Annotated in this window: 14 protein-coding genes and 1 tRNA gene; 9 read left to right on the top strand and 6 right to left on the bottom strand. The window is 72.8% G+C overall.

Annotated elements, in window-relative coordinates; all coding sequences use genetic code 11:
- Window positions 1–84: 84 nt before the first annotated feature.
- Together NAG42_RS41505 and NAG42_RS41500 are read left to right on the top strand one after the other, a co-directional pair.
- Window positions 85–178, top strand: a tRNA-Sec gene (locus NAG42_RS41505).
- Between the two features lie 261 nt (window positions 179–439).
- Window positions 440–865 (top strand): hypothetical protein, encoded by a 426-nt coding sequence (locus NAG42_RS41500; protein ID WP_250038023.1) that lies wholly within the window; start codon window positions 440–442, stop codon window positions 863–865.
- Window positions 866–877: 12 nt separating this feature from the next.
- On the opposite strand, the gene NAG42_RS41495 is transcribed toward NAG42_RS41500, so the two are convergent.
- Complete coding sequence (locus NAG42_RS41495; protein ID WP_250038022.1) at window positions 878–1,780, bottom strand: LysR family transcriptional regulator; 903 nt, start codon at window positions 1,778–1,780, stop codon at window positions 878–880.
- 195 nt (window positions 1,781–1,975) lie between these two features.
- On the opposite strand from NAG42_RS41495, the gene NAG42_RS41490 reads away from it, so the two are divergent.
- Complete coding sequence (locus NAG42_RS41490; protein WP_250038021.1) at window positions 1,976–2,290, top strand: RidA family protein; 315 nt, start codon at window positions 1,976–1,978, stop codon at window positions 2,288–2,290.
- Here the strand turns inward: NAG42_RS41490 and selB are convergent.
- Window positions 2,247–4,088, bottom strand: a complete 1,842-nt coding sequence (selB, locus tag NAG42_RS41485; protein ID WP_250038020.1) for a selenocysteine-specific translation elongation factor — start codon at window positions 4,086–4,088, stop codon at window positions 2,247–2,249. The genes NAG42_RS41490 and selB overlap by 44 nt on opposite strands.
- Window position 4,089: 1 nt before the next feature.
- Window positions 4,090–5,421, bottom strand: a complete 1,332-nt coding sequence (gene selA / locus NAG42_RS41480) for an L-seryl-tRNA(Sec) selenium transferase (protein ID WP_250038019.1) — start codon at window positions 5,419–5,421, stop codon at window positions 4,090–4,092.
- A 106-nt stretch (window positions 5,422–5,527) separates the two neighbouring features.
- Between selA and NAG42_RS41475 the strand changes: the two genes are divergently transcribed.
- The 3 genes from NAG42_RS41475 to NAG42_RS41465 are packed head-to-tail and all read left to right on the top strand — an operon-like array spanning window position 5,528 to window position 7,900.
- A complete protein-coding gene (locus tag NAG42_RS41475) occupies window positions 5,528–6,151 on the top strand; it encodes a phosphoribosyltransferase (protein WP_250038018.1) in 624 nt (207 codons plus the stop codon).
- 45 nt (window positions 6,152–6,196) lie between these two features.
- Window positions 6,197–7,384: an MFS transporter gene (locus NAG42_RS41470; RefSeq protein ID WP_250038017.1), complete on the top strand. Its 1,188-nt coding sequence runs from the start codon at window positions 6,197–6,199 to the stop codon at window positions 7,382–7,384.
- Between the two features lie 54 nt (window positions 7,385–7,438).
- Entirely contained in the window at window positions 7,439–7,900 is a 462-nt protein-coding gene (locus NAG42_RS41465) for a hypothetical protein (RefSeq protein ID WP_250038016.1), read from the top strand.
- Here the strand turns inward: NAG42_RS41465 and NAG42_RS41460 are convergent.
- Window positions 7,897–9,468 (bottom strand): D-alanyl-D-alanine carboxypeptidase family protein, encoded by a 1,572-nt coding sequence (locus tag NAG42_RS41460; RefSeq protein ID WP_250038015.1) that lies wholly within the window; start codon window positions 9,466–9,468, stop codon window positions 7,897–7,899. The genes NAG42_RS41465 and NAG42_RS41460 overlap by 4 nt on opposite strands.
- 1,317 nt (window positions 9,469–10,785) lie before the next feature.
- Between NAG42_RS41460 and NAG42_RS41455 the strand changes: the two genes are divergently transcribed.
- From NAG42_RS41455 to NAG42_RS41445, 3 genes are all read left to right on the top strand, one after another.
- On the top strand, window positions 10,786–12,129 hold the full coding sequence (locus tag NAG42_RS41455; protein ID WP_250038014.1) for a ferredoxin reductase family protein: 1,344 nt from the start codon (window positions 10,786–10,788) through the stop codon (window positions 12,127–12,129).
- Window positions 12,130–12,147: 18 nt separating this feature from the next.
- Window positions 12,148–12,546, top strand: coding sequence for an SRPBCC family protein (locus NAG42_RS41450; protein WP_250038013.1), 399 nt, complete (start codon window positions 12,148–12,150; stop codon window positions 12,544–12,546).
- 586 nt (window positions 12,547–13,132) lie between these two features.
- On the top strand, window positions 13,133–13,465 hold the full coding sequence (locus tag NAG42_RS41445; RefSeq protein WP_250038012.1) for a hypothetical protein: 333 nt from the start codon (window positions 13,133–13,135) through the stop codon (window positions 13,463–13,465).
- Here the strand turns inward: NAG42_RS41445 and NAG42_RS41440 are convergent, their stop codons facing one another.
- A complete protein-coding gene (locus tag NAG42_RS41440) occupies window positions 13,466–14,236 on the bottom strand; it encodes an alpha/beta fold hydrolase (protein WP_250038011.1) in 771 nt (256 codons plus the stop codon). It lies immediately after the preceding gene.
- On the bottom strand, window positions 14,237–16,324 hold the full coding sequence (locus NAG42_RS41435) for a glycoside hydrolase family 15 protein (protein ID WP_250038010.1): 2,088 nt from the start codon (window positions 16,322–16,324) through the stop codon (window positions 14,237–14,239).
- Window positions 16,325–16,624 lie beyond the last annotated feature (300 nt).

Below are 16,624 nucleotides of genomic sequence, written 5' to 3'. Positions count from 1 at the left end.
GTGATCACCCCGCCCCTCGGGGCGCTCAGGATCACGCCCTGGCCGCCACCCACGTCCCCGCAAGCAACAGCTATCGTCGACCCCGGAGGCGTTCAGGTGGCTGGTGCCCCTCCCGGTCTTCAAAACCGGTGTGACCCGGCACCCGGGTCAGGCGGGTTCGATTCCCGTCCGCCTCCGCTTTATCGCTGTCGCGCTTTATCGGGGATTACGGCATCGGGTCTGCGGGCGATTCCGCGGACCGTTATGAATTCGTCATGGATTATCGGACAGTCGGCTCCGGCTCGCCCAGACGTGATGGGACGACCGCATTTCTCCGTCCCATTTGTTCTGCCGGTCTCCGCGCGCCCGAGTCTTCGCCTTCTAGCGCAAACAGGTTCAAGAGGCCTGTGCGAGCGTGGTTCCCAGCCCACAGCGGGCGCCCTGAACCAAGGAGCACACGATGATCGAATTGACTGAACTGCGCGTCTTCTCGGAGATGGAGAACGACTTTCTCGGCCGAAGCCAGGGTCTTCTCCTGATCGGACCCGACCAGGACACCACCGAGGTTTTTTATGGCACGCCCTGGACTTCGGAGGAAGAGGCGCAGCGCTTGTTGAACGCGCGTTACGCCGCGCTGGTTTCCGGCTCGTCCCGTCCCGGCAGTGACCGGGTCGAGGGGATGACGGAGTTCGACAACCTGCGCACGCTCTGTGCCGAGCGGAACGCCATCCTGGACGAGCGCGCCGAGAACGAGGCGTACCCCAACCTCGTGGGTGACGAGGATGTGCTGCTCGAAGAGGCGTTCGGTGACACGCACATCCACCTGCTCACGACGCTGATCGAGCGTTCGCGGCAGAGGCTGTTCACCATCGCCGACAGCGCCTGAAAGCCGGCCTTCTCAGCGGGACCACAGTGGGTCGAGGGACTCCTTCAGCAGGGGCAGGAACGACGTCACGGCGGGTGGGGGAGTGTGGCCGGCGCGGGCGGCTGCGTGGATGCGGCGGGTGGGTTCGTCGTCGGGGTGCAGGCGTAGCAGGGCCACGTCGGCGGGTTTGGAGCGCATGGCCAAGGCTGGGATCAGGGCTATGCCGAGGCCGGCGGCCACGCAGCCCAGCTTGCCGGTCCAGTCGGCGGCGACTATGTCGATGCGGGGGCGGAAGCCGGTGGGCAGGCTGGCTCGCAGCAGTGTCTCCTCGGCGTGGGCGGAACCCGCGACGAAGGAGTCGGCTTCCAGTTCGGACAGGCGGACTGTGCGGCGGCGGGCCAGGCGGTGGGTGCGGGAGACGGCCACCAGCAGGCGCTCGTCGAGGATGTGGTGCAGGTCGAAGCGCGTCGTGTCGATCGGGCCGGCGGGGGACTCGCTCACCACGGCCACGTCGGCTTCGCCGGTGGCCAGGCGTTCCAGCAGGGTGGGGGTCAGGCCCTCGATGAGGCTGACCGCCACCTCGGGGTGGGCCGCGCGAAAGGCGGCGAGAGCGCGGGGGACCAGCGCGGCCACGGCGGTCGGAAAGGCGGCCACCCGCAGGCGGCCGGCCCTCAGCGTGTGCAGGTCGTCGACGGCGCGGCGGGCTGCGGCCAGGCGGTCGAGGATGGCGTCGGCGTGCGGGAGCAGGGTGCGGCCCTCCTCGGTCAGGGCCACGCCTCGAGGGAGACGGTCGAAGATCCGGGTGCCCAGTTCTGCCTCGAGGGTGGCTATCTGGCGGGACACGGCTGACTGGGTGAACTGCAGGCGGCGGGCGGCCGCGGTGATCGAGCCGAGGTGGGCGACGGTGCGGAAGACATCGAGCAGAACCGTGTCCATGACTGCACAGCATGGCAGGCATGCTCGACATTCGCTGGTGGCATGGCATCACCACGCCTAGCGTCGCCGGCATGGTGAAGATGACGCTCGACAATCCGGCCTCGGTGGCGGGCACCGTTCGGGGACCGGTTCGCTCATGTCGCTCGGATCGATCTGCCCGGTGGGGCTCTGCTTCAGCTGGCGGGGCAGGTCGCGGTGGACGACGCCGGGGCGGTGGTGGCGCCGGGGGACGCGGGGGCGCAGGCCGAGCGGATCTTCGAGATCGTCGGCGCGCTGCTGGCTGCCCATGGCGCGGGGCTCGGGGATGTGCTGTTCCTCCGGACGTTCATGACCGACCTCGATGACCTGCCGGCTTACGGCGCGGTGCGGCGGCGGCTCTTCCCGGCACCGGGCCGGAAACCGCCGGCCAGCACGACCGTCGAGGTGAGCCGGCTGTTCCTGCCGGGGGCGGTGCTGGAGGTGGAGGTCACGGCCGCAGTTGGCGACGGTCGTCCGGGAGCCTCTGGGTGATGCCGCGGCGGTCCAGGAGCTCCAGGAACGGGACGGCCACCCGGCGGGTGGTGTCCAGGGCTCGGCGGGCCTCGCTCAGCGTGAACGGCTGCGGGAGGGTGGCCAGGACCTGAGCTGCTTGCTCGACGGCGCCGGCGGCCAGCACCACCTGGGGGGCCAGCTGGAGGACCAGGCCGGTGCGGGCGGCGGCGGCCAGCTGGCGGGGGCCCAGGCCCAGCTCGGTCAGGGCGTGGGCCTCGGGGGCGGCGAAGGGGCTCAGGCCGTCGAAGGCGCGCTCGACCAGAGCGACCAGCTCGGCGGGTGGGCCGGCGACGGCGGTCGCCACTCGGCCGTTGCGGGTGGACAGGGGTGGGCGCAGGAGCGCCGTGACGAGGGCACGGTCGGGCAGGGCGAGGCGGTGGCGGAGGGCGTCCAGCGGCATGCCGGGCTCGAGCGGGTGCTCCTTCAGGTAGGCCGCGACCTCGGTGGGGAGCCGGTCGAGCAGCGAAGCCCAGAATGACGGGTCGGCATACCAGTCGTTGACCACCGGCGTGACGACGGACGGGGATCGGGCGTCATGGCCAGGCGCGCCGCCCGGCCCCGCCACGGGCTTCGGCGAGGCGGGCGTGGGGGAACGGAATGCCGGCCCGGCCTCGTCCGGTAACGGGACGCCCATGGCGGCGAGGTCAGCCGCCCGGATCAGGTGGCGTCGGGCGAGCTCGCCGGCCAGGTCGGGGTGGCCGTCGAGTTTGGACAGGGTGGCCGCTCGGGCGGCGGCGGCGCCCCGGCGCTGCAGGCCAGGTGGCACCACGTCGAGGACGGTGACTCCGCCGGCCACGTGATGCAGGCCGGGGTCGCGCAGCAGGGCCCGGTCGCCGATCCGCAGCGGGAGCGGGCGGGCCAGGCGCAGACGCGCGGTGTCGTCGCCCAGCGGGCGCACCCGCACCGGGACGGCGGCCGAGCCGGCGTGCAGCGTCATCGTGGACGGCAGGGCCGCGGTGGGGTCGCCGTGGACCCGTACGTCGATCAGCTCGGTCGGGCGGAAGCGGCCGGGAGTCAGCAGGGCGTCGCCCCGGCTCACGTCGTCCCGGGGGGTGCCGCGCAGGTTGACGGCCACCCGCGCGACAGCCTCGACCGAGTCGGCCGACCGGCCCAGCGACTGCAGGCCGCGGATCCGCACCACCGAGTCGCCCAGGGCCAGTTCGTCACCCACCCGCAGGACGCCCGCGCCCAGCGTGCCGGTGACGACGGTGCCGGCGCCCTTGACGGTGAACGCGCGGTCGATCCAGAGACGCACGGGCTCGTCGAGGGAGGGCGGTGGCAAGGCGTCGACCAGGTCGTCGATCGCGGCCCGCAAGTTGTCGAGGCCGGCGCCGGTGAGACCGCTGACGGCGACCGCGGGCACCTGGCCCAGCGAGGTCGCGGCGATCTCGGCCAGCGCCTGCGCCGTGGCCGGGCCGGGATCGGCCAGGTCGCTCCGGGTCACCACGAGCAGACCATGCCGTACGTCCAAAGCGGCCAGCGCGGCCAGGTGCTCGGCCGACTGGGGCATCCAGCCCTCGTCCGCCGCCACCACCAGCAGCGCGGCCGGGACGGGGCCGATGCCGGCCAGCATGTTGGGCACGAAACGCTCGTGGCCGGGCACGTCGACGAACGCGACCGTCCGGCCCGAGCCCAGCGTGGTCCAGGCGAAGCCCAGGTCGATCGTCATGCCGCGGCGGCGTTCCTCGGCCCACCGGTCGGGTTCCATGCCGGTGAGCGCGCGCACCAGCGTCGACTTGCCGTGGTCGACGTGACCGGCGGTGGCCAGGACGTGCACGTCAGCCCGCCGGTCCGGCCACGGCGACGACCATGTCGACCAGAGTGTGGTCGGCCGAGGGCGGCACGCAGCGCAGGTCGAGCAGGAGGCGGTCGCGTTCCACCCGGCCCACCACGGGGGTCGCCCCGGCGCGCAGCGGTGACGCGTACGGGAAAGGCAGGGAGAGTGACCACGACGGAAGCGTCAGCTCGGGCGCCCCGCCGCCACCGACGACCGCCTCCGACGCGACGACGTCGGCCTCGACGCCGGCCTCGGCCAGCAGGGCCTGAGCGTGCCGGGTGCGCGCCAGGAGAGCCTCGGGCGAGACGCGCAGCGCCTCCCAGGTCGGCGTGGCCGGGCCGGTCAGCGTGGCCTGCAGGGCGGCCAGGGTCAGCTTGTCGACGCGCAGGGCCCGGGCCAGCGGGTGCCGGCGCAGGCGTTCGATCAGCGGCGCCGCGCCCAGCAGCAGGCCCGCCTGGGGTCCGCCCAGAAGCTTGTCGCCGCTGGCGATGACGAGGTCGGCCCCCTCGGCCAGCGTGGTCGCGGCGTCGGGCTCGTCGGGGAGCAGCGGGTCGGGGGCCAGCAGGCCGGAGCCGATGTCGGCCACGACGGGGACCGGCAGCGCGGCCAGCTCGGTGATCGGCACCGAGCTGGTGAAGCCGCGCACGACGAAGTTCGACGGGTGGACCTTGAGGATGAACCCGGTGGCCGGGCCGATCGCCCGTTCGTAGTCGGCCGGCGAGGTGCGGTTGGTCGTGCCCACCTCGCGCAGCCGGGCGCCGGTGGATTCCAGCAGATCGGGCAGGCGGAATCCGTCGCCGATCTCGACCATCTCGCCGCGGCTGACGATGATCTCGCGGCCCTCGGCGGCCAGGGCGGTGGCGGTCAGCACGAGGGCGGCGGCGCCGTTGTTGACCACGTGCACGTCGCCCGCGGCGGGGACGGCCCGGTGCAGGGCGGCCAGGGCGGTGCGGCCCCGCTTGGCGCGCCGGCCGGTGGCCAGGTCGAGCTCGACGTCGGTGTGCCCGGCCGCGGCGGCCACGGCGTCGCGGGCCGCGGGCGAGAGGGCGGCCCGGCCGAGGTTGGTGTGCAGGACGACCCCGGTCGCGTTGAGCACGGGCCGCAACCCGCCGGGCAGGGCGGCGAGCACGGCGTCGACGACCTCAGCCGGGTCGAGCTTTCCTTCCCGTACGCGTTGAAGCGTGCCCACGACGGCCGCCTTCACCGCCGCCCGGCCCTCGCTGCCGGTCGCCGCGGCCAGCCGGGGATCGGCCAGCACCGCGTCGGTACGCGGTACCCGCCGCCGGGGGTCCACCTGGGCCTCGCTCATCGTCGCCTCCTGGACCCTTCGCATGCCCGCGATCCGACGCCCCGAAGCTACCCGGCCGGAAAGTACCGCGGGCATTCGCGGCCCGCAGGTCGGACGTATAGGGCCGACGCCGCGGGGGTACCCCCTGACCATGACGATCTTCGCCAATCGGGACGATGCCGGTCGCCAGCTCGCTGAGGCGGTCGCGGCCCAGGTGCCGAAACATCCCGGTCCGGTGCCCCTCGTGCTCGCTCTGCCGCGCGGGGGCGTGCCGGTCGCCGTCCGGGTCGCGGCCCGGATCGGGGCCGAGCTCGACGTCGTGATCGTCCGGAAGATCGGTGAGCCGGGCCGGCCCGAGGTCGGGGCCGGGGCGATCGCCGAGGACGGGCCACCGGTCTTCGACCGCGGCTTCGGGCCGGAGGATTTCGCGGAGGCGGTGGCCGCCGCGCGGGCCGAGGTGGGCCGGCGCACACGGGCGTACCGCGGTGACCGGCCCGCGCCGGACCCGACCGGCCGCGAGGTCGTGGTGGTCGACGACGGGCTGGCCACCGGGGTGACGGCCCGGGCGGCGATCGCGTGGCTCCGGGGACGGCATCCCGCGCGCGTGGTCTTCGCGGCGCCGGTCTGCGCGCCCGGCATCCCGCTGGACGCCGACACCACCATCTGCTTGAGCGAGCCGGCCGGCTTCCGCGCCGTCGGGCAGTTCTACGAGGCCTTCGGTCAGCTCACCGACGCCGACGTCGAGCAGGCGTTGCATGGCTTCGCTCACACCTGACGTTCGCTGTGTACGAGCGTACATAGCGTGTGTACGCTCGTCCGCATGACGACTCTGGCTGCCGCCCCCACGCGGCAGGCTCGCAGGGCGCGGGCCGCCGTCGCCGCGCTGTTCCTCACCAACGGCGCGGTGTTCTTCAACGTGGTGCCGCGCTATCCGCAGATCAAAGCCGACCTCGGCGTCTCCAACGCGCTCTTCGGCACGGCCATCGCCGCGATGCCGGTCGGCGCCCTGCTGGCCGGTCTGCTGGCCGGGGCCGTCATCCGCCGGCTCGGGTCGGCCCGTACGGCCTCCTTCGGCATCGTCCTGCTGACCCTGGCCACACTGATCATCCCGTTCGCCCCGCACTGGACGGCGTTCGCGGGCGCGCTGTTCGTCGTCGGCGCCCTCGACTCCATCATCGACGTCGCCCAGAACGCGCACGGCCTGCGGGTCCAGCGGCTCTACGGCCGCTCCATCCTCAACTCGCTGCACGGCGTCTGGAGCATCGGCGCGGTGCTCGGCGGCCTGATGGGCTCGGCCGCGGCCGGCCTGTCGGTGCCGATCGGCGTACACCTGACCGTCTCGGCCGTGCTGTTCAGCGCGATCGCCCTGGTCGCCTTCCGCTTCCTGCTGCCGGGGGCCGAGGACGCCGAGCGCGTCGCCGATCAGGACGCCACGCCGGTGTCCCGCTCGTTCACCCGGGCCGCGGTGGGCATGCTGGCCGCCCTCGGCGTGCTCGCGGCGGCCGGGGCGCTGGTCGAGGACGCGGGGGCCTCCTGGGGTGCGCTCTATCTGAGCGATGACCTGAAGGCGGGCGCGGCCACCGCGGGCCTCGCCGTCGTGGCCATGCAGGTCGCGATGACCGTCGGCCGTCTGGCCGGCGACCGGGTGGTCGACCGTTTCGGCCAGCGTACGGTCGTCCGGGCCGGCAGCGCGCTCGCCGCGATCGGCATGGGGGCGGCGCTGGCGGTGCCGTCGGTGCCGAGCGCGCTGGCCGGGTTCGCGCTGGCCGGGCTGGGCGTGGCCACCCTGGTGCCCGCGGCCATGCACACCGCCGACGAGCTGCCCGGGCTCGCGCCCGGCACCGGCCTGACCATCGTGAGCTGGCTGCTGCGCGGCGGCTTCCTGCTGTCACCGCCGCTGGTCGGTCTCATCGCCGACCAGACCAGCCTGCGCGTGGGCCTGCTGTCGGTCGTCCTGGCCGGCGTGATCACGGTGATATTCGGCCGCGTATTGGTGAACCGCGCCTGAGCCCGCTTGTTCCGCGTTGTTTCGCGGCCGGGCTCGCCGGGCACGGCTGATCCCATGCGAACCGGAATCCTGGCGGGCGCGGCGGCGGGAGCCGCCGGGACCGCGGCCCTCAACGCCGTCACCTATCTCGACATGGCCGTCCGCGGCCGCGCGAGCAGCAGCACACCCGAGCAGACCGTCGAGGCCATCGAGGAGCACCTGCCGGTCTCGGTGCCCGGCGAGGGCGAGACCCGCGAACACCGGGTGGCCGGCCTGGCCAGCCTGACCGGCATCGTGACCGGGGTCGGCATCGGCGTCGCCTTCGGTGTGCTCCGCCGGGCCGGCGTGCGGCCACCGGCCCCGCTGGGCGCCGCCCTGATCGGCGCCACCGCGATGGCCTCGACCAACCTGTCGATGGCCGCCCTGGACGTGACCGACCCCCGCACCTGGTCGGCCGGCGACTGGCTGACCGACGCCCTGCCCCACCTGCTCTACGGCGCCGTGACCGACGCCGTCCTCCGCTCGCTCTACCGTTAGCCGGTGCGGGTCAGACGCCACCACAGGGTCGGGTCGGGCGTGGTGGTGTCGGCGCGCAGGTCGACCCGTACGCCGGCAGCCTGAACCGATCCGACCGGCTGGCCCGCGGTCACCGAGGCGCCGGGCGCCGAGGTGGTGACCTCCAGCGGGACGCTCATGCCGGGCCAGCCGACCACCTTGAGCGGGGTGGCCGGGCGTACGGGGCTGGTGGCGCCCCAGGCCGTCCGGATCTCACCCACCTGATCGGCTGGGAGCAGCGTGTACTGCTTCACGGTCCGGCGCACCGCGCGCAGCAGCGCGCGGACCTCCTGGTTGACGTTGGCCAGCTGCTCCGGGGTGTTCAGGCCGGGCTGGTTGAAGACGGCCCCGACGACGGTGAGCTTGCGGCCGCCGACGGTGAGACGGGCCGAGAAGAGCAGGCAGCCGCCGGCCTCGTCGGTCGACCCGGTCTTGATGCCGAAGACCCCCTGCACGCCGAGCAGGTCGTTGTAGTTCCGGATCTTGCCGGCCACCGGGATGGTGGCGCTGGGCAGGGCGACGATCTCGGCGAAAACCTTCGACTTGAGCGCGGCCCGGGCCAGTTTGACCTGGTCGGGGGCGGTGCTGACGGTCGTCGGCAGGTAACCGCTGGGGTCGGTGTAGCGGGTGGCGGTCATGCCCAGGTCGGCAGCGGCGTCGTTCATCTTGCCGACGAAGGCGCTCTCCGAGCCGGCGTCCCAGATCGCCAGCTGGTGCGCGATGTTGTTGGCCGACGGCAGCATGAGGGCCTCGATGGCGTCCCGCTCGGTCAGCTTCTCCCCGACCCGGACGGGCACGAGTGACTGGTTGCTGGCGATGCGGGCCTGATAGTCGGCGACATCGGCGGCGGTCACGGTGAGTGAAGGGCCCTCCTCGTCGCCGGTGAGGGGGTGGTCGCGCAGGATGACGTACGCGGTCATGACCTTGGCGACGCTGCCGATGGGCGCGGCGTTGTCGGTGCCGGAGCCACCGAGGCGGCCCAGGCCCTCGATGAGGAGTTCGGCCGAGCCCTGGTCGGGCCAGGGGAGCTTGGGGGCGTCACCGGGGATGCGCATGGTCGACGCGACGGTGGTGGCCAGGGTGGCGTCGGGCAGGGAACGGGTCAGCTGCACTGTGGCGCCGGCGCCCAGCAGGGCGAGCAGCACCAGAAGCGCGACCAGGATGGCGATCGGGCGCTTGCGGCGGCGGGGCGGTGCGCTGCCGTACTCGGCCGGCTGCGGAGCTTGGGGGGCGCTGCGGGGTCGGCCGTACTCGGTGGGCCTGGTGTCAGCGGGTCGGCCGTATTCGGTGGGCGTGGTGTCGGCGGGGCGGCCGTATTCCCCTGGCTGAGTGGCCGGACGACCGTATTCGGTAGGTGGGGTGGTCGTGCGGGCTCGCTGAGCTGGGGGAGCGGTGGGTCCAACGGGACCGGACTGCGGAGATCCGCCGTAGACCTTGCCGGGAGCCGGGGATGGCGCGGGTCCTGGAGCGGGGATCGGGACGACCGTGGGGGCGGGGTTGCGCTCGGGGCGGGTCGCGGGGACAGCCACCGAACCGGCGTTGCCTGCCACCGGGCGATCACGGGCGGGCGTGCTGTCCGTTGGGGTGGGCCATGATGGCTTGGTCGGAGTGCCACTGGGCCGGGTCGGAGTCAGCGCGGTAGTGAGGTCTAGGTCGCGCTGGGTGGGGGCCGGATGGGCCGCGGGTTGGCGGGAAACGGGAGTGATCGGCGCGGTGAGGTCCGGATTCTGCGGGGCGGGCGGGACAGTCCTCACGGGCTGGGTGGTCTGCGCGGGCGCTGCGGGCTGAGTGGTTCGCGCGGGCGGGGCGGGCTGACTGGTTTGTGCCGGTGGGGCAGGCCGGCCGGCTTGGGCGAGTGAGGTGGGCCTGCCGGGCGGCTGCGTGGGCGGGGTCCGGGGAATTGGCGCGGTCAGATCGGATCGCGGTGAAGATGGCACTGCCCTCAGTGGGGCCGTGGCGTCGGGATCTGAGCCCGCGATATCAGTCGGCGTTGGGCGGGTCTCGGGCGCCGTGGCGCCCGGCTGAGGTGCGGAGGCCGCGGACTGCGTGGCTGCCGGGGTGTGCGAGGTATCCGGCCGCGGCGCGGGTGGTGCGTCGGGCTCCGGCGTTGCCTGTGGATGGGACTCGGCTGCAGTCCCCGCGGAGCTGGCAGCGCCTGTGGACAACGGTTTTGATTCGTGCTGATCGGCGTAAAATCGGCCACCACCTCCCCCTCCCACAGTGGGCGGGTCGACGACTGTGTGCGCGATCGTCGGCTCAGGAGTGTCGGCCGGAGCTGGGGCCGGCTGCTGGGAATCGGTGGGCGGAGCGAACGACTGCTGTGGATCAGCAGGCGGCTGCTCGGGGCCGGCGGGCGGTGCGGCCTGCTGCTCGGGGCCGACGGGCGGTGCGGCCTGCTGCTCGGGGCCGGCGGGCGGTGCGGCCTGCTGCTCGGGGCCGGCGGGCGGTGCGGTCTGCTGCTCGGGGCCGGCGGGCGGCGCGGTCTGCTGCTCGAGGCCGGTGGTTGGCGCGGCCGGCCGCTGAGGATCCGCGGGCGACGCGGCCGGCTGTTGAGGATCCGCGGGCGGCGTGGACGGCTCGTCGGGGTCGGCGGACGCCGGGGTCGCCGAACTCGCCGCGGGGATGGCCTCGGTGGGGTCATCCGCGTCGGCGGGGTTCGGCTGGGTCTCGTCCGTCGGCTTCGCCGGTTGCGTCACTACTCGCTCCTATCCGCCCGGCAACCCGGGCGCCCGGGCAAGTATCGCCGGAGCCCGCCACCCCGCCCCATTCGGTCACCGTGCTGAACCCCGGACGTCCCCGTGTCGTGTGGGTGATTGCGCCGCCCAGCCCTCACCCGCTACAGACAATGCACACCTCGGGAGGTTCGGATGCTCACCGCAACCCGGCCGCAGCTGCGGCGCACCGGTCAGGCCCGGACCGCGTACCTCATGCTCTGGCTCTTTCTCCTGCTCAACCTGGCCATCGTCGAGCTGATGCTGACCCAGCCGAACACGCCCGCCCACAACACGCTGACCACGATCGGGCGCGCCCTCGGCCTGCACCTCGGTTTCGCGCTCGCCCTGCAGTTGCTGCTGATCGCCCGCCTGCCGTTCCTCGACCGCCGCCTCGGCCTGGACAAGCTGACCAGCTGGCACCGGTGGACCGGTTTCGCCATCTTCTGGCTCGTCCTGCTGCATCCGACCTTTGTGCTGCTCGGCTATGCGCAGCTCGACAAGGTCTCGTTCCTCGCCCAGATCCCCAACCTGGCCCGGCAGATGCCGGTGCTGCTCGGCATGATCGCGGCGATCCTGGTCGGCGTCATCGCGGTGACCTCGGTCCGGGCGGCGCGCAAGCGGCTTCCGTACGAGGTCTGGCATGCGATCCACCTGCTGGTCTATGCGGTGATCGTGCTCGGGGTGATCCATCAGGTCTACGAGGGCAGCGCCTTCAAGACCAACAACTTCACCCAGGCGTACTGGTGGGGTCTGTGGGCCTTCGCGATCGGAGCGCTGCTGACCGGCCGTCTGATCCTGCCAGTCGTCCGCAACGTGCGGCACCGCATGCGGGTGGCCGCGGTGGTGGCCGAGTCGCACGACGTCGTGTCCGTCCATGTCACCGGCCGTGACCTGCACAAATTGCAGGCGCGGGCGGGCCAGTTCTTCCTGTGGCGCTTCCCCGGGCACAACCGGTGGTGGCAGGTCAACCCGTGGTCACTCTCGGCTGCGCCGGACGGTCACTCGCTGCGATTGACGGCCAAGGCCATCGGTACGACCAGTGCCGGCCTCCGCGATCTGCCGGTCGGCACGAGGGTGTTCGCCGAGGGACCGTACGGTGCTTTCACCGCGACCGGCCGCACCCGGGCCGACACCGTCCTGATCGCCGGTGGCATCGGCGTGACCCCGATCCGGGCGCTGCTCGAGGACGAGACGCTGGACGGCGACATCGTGGTGCTCTATCGCGTCCGCACGCCGGGTGACGCGGTGCTGCTCGGCGAGCTGCGCAACCTGGCCCAGCTGCGGCAGGCCCGGCTGCACCTGCTGACCGGCCGCACCGCCGGGGCCAACCAGCCGTTCAGCCCCGAGAACCTGCGCGGCCTGGTCCCCGACATCGCCGAGCGGGACGTGTACGTCTGCGGTCCGGCCGCCATGACCGACGCCGTGCTGCGCAGCCTGCGGGAGCTGGGGGTCCCCGCCCCGCAACGGCACGCCGAGGTGTTCCGGCTCGCCTCCTGAAAAGAGCATGATCGGGGCATGACGACTGATACGGCACACGTCGCCGAGCGCATCGACCGCCCGGTCAACGACGTCTACGCGTACGTCTCGAACCCCGCGAACCTGACGGCCTGGGCGCCCGGCCTGGGCTCGTCGGTCGAGCGGATCGACGGCACCTGGTTCGTGCAGTCCGAGGCACTGGGCCGGGTGCGGGTCGAGTTCGCCCCGCCGAACGGCTTCGGCGTGCTCGACCACGTCGTGACGCTCGAGTCCGGGGAGCAGTTCCTCAATCCCGTACGCGTCGTCCCGTACGGCAACGGCTCGGAACTGGTCTTCTCGGTCCGCCGCGCGCCGGGCACGTCCGACGAGGCTTTCACTCGTGACGCCGGCAAGGTGACCGACGACTTGGCGCGGCTCAAAGCCATCCTGGAGGGGTGACCCGCTCAGAAACTCGCGGACCGGCACAGGCGTCGCCCGGCCGAGGTGCCCGCGCCCGGGAACCCGGACCGGCACGGGCGTCCCCTGGTCGAGGTGGCCGCGCCCGGCGACTCGCGGACCGGCACAGGCGTCTCCCGGCCGAGGTGCCCGCGCCCGGGAACCCGCCGACTGGCACAAGCGTCTCCCAAGCGTGATCCGCAAACGCTTGTTCGCCTGGTGCGTCGCACTGCTCATGGGCCTGGTGACCGCATGCTCCGGAGAGACGACTCGTCCTCCGGCCGCCGCGCCCACATCAGCCGCCGCCGGCGCTTCACCCGACGGCGGCGGCATTCCGAGCACAGCTCCCACGACCGCAGATCCTGGGAGCACTGATCCTGGTGGCACAGGTCCTGGTGGCACAGGTCCTGGTGGCACAGATCCTGGTGGCACAGATCCTGGTGGCACAGATGGCGGGGGCGCCGGTCCTGGGAGCACTGATCCTGGGACCGCGGATAGCGGGAGTGCCGGTCCCGGGAACGCGGGAGCCGGGGTTGTCGACTGCGGGCACGACATCGGTGGCCGGCCGCCCGATGCCGGCTACCAAGTCGTGCTCAACGCCGTGGCCCTGCCCAACGACCGCCTGGAGCCGCAGGCGTCGGGCGAACCCGGCCGCCTGTTCGCCAAGACCGGGCTGCTCGTGCGGGCCGGGACGGCGGTCGAGCTGACGGTCGCTCCCTCGGCGCCGCCCGGGGTGACGATCGGCTGGGGGAGCCCGGGTCCGGAGGGCACCACGATCCGGGTGCCGGCTTGCCCGAGCGCCGCCGGCTGGGTGGCGTTCGCCGGCGGCTACACGGTCACCGCGCTCACCTGCGTGCCGCTGATCGTGCGGGTGGGCGGCCGCACGGAAAGCGCCGCTGTCCGGGTGGGCGCTGACTGCTGATCACGAGTGCTCGAGCAGGAACCCGCCCAGCGCCTCGGCGAACAGGTCGGGCGCGGCGTGCGTCGCGAAGTGGGACTGGCCGGGCAGCACGGTGCGAACGGCCGACGGCATCGCGGCGGCGAGGGCGCCCATCGTCTCCGGCATCGGTGTCCACGTCTCGCTGCCCCGCAGGAGCAGGGTGGGCACGCCGATGCCGGCCCAGCGCCCGAGATCCGGGGTGTCGGCGGTCATCGCTTCGAGGTCGTGCAGGCAGCCGGCGGCCTCGGATTCCGGCGGTGCGGTGATGGCCGGCAGCACCGGCGCCGGGACGCGGGCCACCTCGGCCGCCAGCACGCGGGCCGCGCCGAGCAGGTCGCCGGCTTCGAGCAGGGCGCGGTAGCGGTTCAGCGCATCGGCCAGCGACGGGCCCGCCGAGAACAGCGGCGGCTCGAACACCACGAGGGACCGGAGCCCGGCGGCGGCCAGGGCAGCGTGCAGAGCGACCGTGGCGCCGTAGGACGCGCCGACCACGTGGGCCCGGCCACCGGCGGCGGTCAGCACCGCCCGGACGTCGGCCACGTCGTCGGCGAACGTCTTCGGACGGGTGCAGCCGTCGCTCGGGGCGTAGCCGCGGCGCGCATAAGTCCACAGCTCGAAGCGGTCGCTCAGCCGCGGGACGACCGGGTCCCAGGAGTCGAGGCCGCCCGCGGAGCCGTGGATCAGCACCACGGGCGCGCCTCGGCCGGTGCGGCGGGCAGTCAGCTGGGTCCCGTCGGCCGCACGCAGAATCACTCAGCCAAGGTAGCGGTCGGCGACCACGTCCGGCTGCTCAGTTATCCGGCCCTCCTGCAGGTTGCGGGCCAGTCGCAGGTACTGGGCGTGCGTCCACGTCAGCGGCGTCGCCGAGAACGTCGGCGTGCCGGGCTCGAAGCCGGGCCGTCCGGCCGGCGCCGTCCGGTCCCAGACCTGCTCGGGGAGCATGCCGCCGGGACCGGTGGCCCGGGCCATCGTGGCCAGCCGCTCGCGCGCGGCCCGCAGGTCACCCGCGGCGATCTCGTATTCGCCGCGCTCGCCGGTCAGCAACGGCCACGCCCGGCCCCGGCTGACCAGGGAGCCGTCGGGCTCGTTGTACTCCCACTGGCTGCCGTCGAGCTGCTCGCCGAAGCCGTCGAACGACGCCCGGTGCCAGAAGAAGCCGCGCGGGGTCGCCACGCCGAGCTGTTTGTCCACCACCGTCAGCGAGTTCACGATGTCGGTGTCCGAGGGCGGCAGGACCCCCAGCCGTACGAGGTCGAGGAAGCCCGGATCGACCACCTTCCGCTGATCCACGCCGATCGGCCCGCTGTCGCCGATGTTGTAGGTCGTGCCGGCGTTCGGCTTGCCGTCCTTGGTCAGCCGCAGGAAGTAGGGCTTCGACGAGTACGGGCCATTGGTCGTGACCGTCCACGACTTCAAGGCGGCCCGCCACGAGTCCGCCGTCCTCAGGTACCGGTCGGCCGACGCCCGGTCGCCGTGCGACGACGCGATCGAGGCCGCGCACACCAGCCCGGCGATCGCGGTGGCGATGGTGTTGGGGGAGTAACCCGACTGGTTCTCCCAGCGCTCCTGCGGCGTGAACGGTGCCCCCGGATACGACACGAGGAAGTCGGCCGCCTTCTTCACCCCGCTCCAGTGCGGCGAGCCGGCCTGATAAGCCAGCACGATCGGCAACGCCACCTCGTCGAGCTGCAGGCCGCCCCACACCGGCGTGCCGTCGAGCTGCGAGTTCTGCGGGAAGGAGCCGTCCGGCTTCTGCTGCACGTCGAAGAGGAAGTCCAGCGCCCGCCGCGCGCCGGCCCGGTCGCCGGCGGCCAGCAGCCCGGTCGCGATCTGGTAGAGGTCACGCGACCACACCAGGTGGTAGGGCCCCGAGGGGTCATCCGTGCCGAAGGCCCACGGCGAGGCCGGCGCCGCCACGTACGCCCCGCGGTGAGTCTTGTCCTCGGCCGCCGCCAGGACCAGCGCCGACGTGCGATAGAGCTGCCGCTGGGCGGCATCCCGCAGGACCCGCGGCGGGTCACTCAGCCCGGCCAGATAGCGCTTCCATCCGTACGCGTAATCACGCGCGACCCGGGGGAAGCCCGCCCGCAGCGACTGCCGGGCGGTGCCCAGTGCCGCGGTGGGGGACCCGGCGAACGACAGGGCCAGTACCGAATGACCCCCACGGAGCTGCGCCGTCTGCACCAGGTTTCCGGCCCCGGCCGACCGGTAGTGCCAGTCCATCCGGCCGTCCCGCAGGTCGGTGTGCCCGTCGCTGACCCCGGCGAACCCGCTGGAGGTGGCCGCGAAGTCCCCCACCAGCGCACTCGACACCCCACCGTCGCTCGCCACCAGCGCCCCGCCGTCGGTCCGCCCCTCGTCGCCCCCGCGCGAGTTGCCCAGCGCCGGGTCGTAGACGGCATACAGACCGAAAGCACGGCCCCCGGCGAAGTGGAGGTCGACCAGCACCGACGATCGGCCCGGGTCGGTCGTGTAGTTCGCGGTGAGCCGCCACCCCGCCCCGTCGAACGTCTGCCGGAACCGCAGCCCGTCAAGCTGCTCCGTCCGCACCCGCGAGCGCTGCACCCCACCCCGGGTCGTCACCACGAACGTGAGCGCCCGGGCACTGGGCCCCCCGATGGTCGGATAGAAGATCTCGCCCAGCCCACCCTGCCGCTGCACGGTGGCCCACACCTTGCTCTCGGTCGTCCGCGAGGTCAGCAGCCCCGACTTCGACGCCGGCAAGTACTGCTGATCGATTCCCGGCGATCCCGGCGCGGCTGTGCCCACCGAAGCGGGCGCCACTCCCAGAGCAGCCACCAGCACAACCGGCACGAACAGTGTCCCGTTCAATCGACTCACCGCCACCAAGATCGGACCGAAGGCTCACCCCTCGGGTCTACTCCGGTGCGCCCTTGATCGCATCCGCACCGACGCACAGAGACCACTGTGAATACTCTGGAATATTCCGGGACCGGCAAATCGCCGTTTGCCATTTGTCTTGTTGCCAGGTGGCCGAATGCCACCTATCACCGGCGGCGGTTGCTCACTCATGCCGTGAAGCTTGACGAGATATTGCGTCGTGACGGCACAATAATGTCGCACCACAAAATTCGATACCGCCCTGTCCTTGATCGCAAGGCGGGCGGTATCGGTATTTCC

This window comes from Paractinoplanes maris, assembly GCF_023544465.1.
Lineage (GTDB): Bacteria > Actinomycetota > Actinomycetes > Mycobacteriales > Micromonosporaceae > Actinoplanes > Actinoplanes maris.
The sequence above is the reverse complement of the archived record's forward strand: the minus strand, read 5'-3'. Positions and strand labels throughout refer to the sequence as shown.

Excerpts from the sequence above, each read along its gene's own strand:
- NAG42_RS41500 (WP_250038023.1), top strand. The coding sequence starts at position 440 with ATGATCGAATTGACTGAACTGCGCGTCTTCTCGGAGATGGAGAACGAC.
- NAG42_RS41455 (WP_250038014.1), top strand. The coding sequence starts at position 10,786 with ATGCTCACCGCAACCCGGCCGCAGCTGCGGCGCACCGGTCAGGCCCGG.
- selA (WP_250038019.1), bottom strand. The coding sequence starts at position 5,421 with ATGCGAAGGGTCCAGGAGGCGACGATGAGCGAGGCCCAGGTGGACCCC.
- NAG42_RS41470 (WP_250038017.1), top strand. The coding sequence starts at position 6,197 with ATGACGACTCTGGCTGCCGCCCCCACGCGGCAGGCTCGCAGGGCGCGG.
- NAG42_RS41450 (WP_250038013.1), top strand. The coding sequence starts at position 12,148 with ATGACGACTGATACGGCACACGTCGCCGAGCGCATCGACCGCCCGGTC.
- NAG42_RS41495 (WP_250038022.1), bottom strand. The coding sequence starts at position 1,780 with ATGGACACGGTTCTGCTCGATGTCTTCCGCACCGTCGCCCACCTCGGC.
- NAG42_RS41465 (WP_250038016.1), top strand. The coding sequence starts at position 7,439 with ATGCGAACCGGAATCCTGGCGGGCGCGGCGGCGGGAGCCGCCGGGACC.
- NAG42_RS41475 (WP_250038018.1), top strand. The coding sequence starts at position 5,528 with ATGACGATCTTCGCCAATCGGGACGATGCCGGTCGCCAGCTCGCTGAG.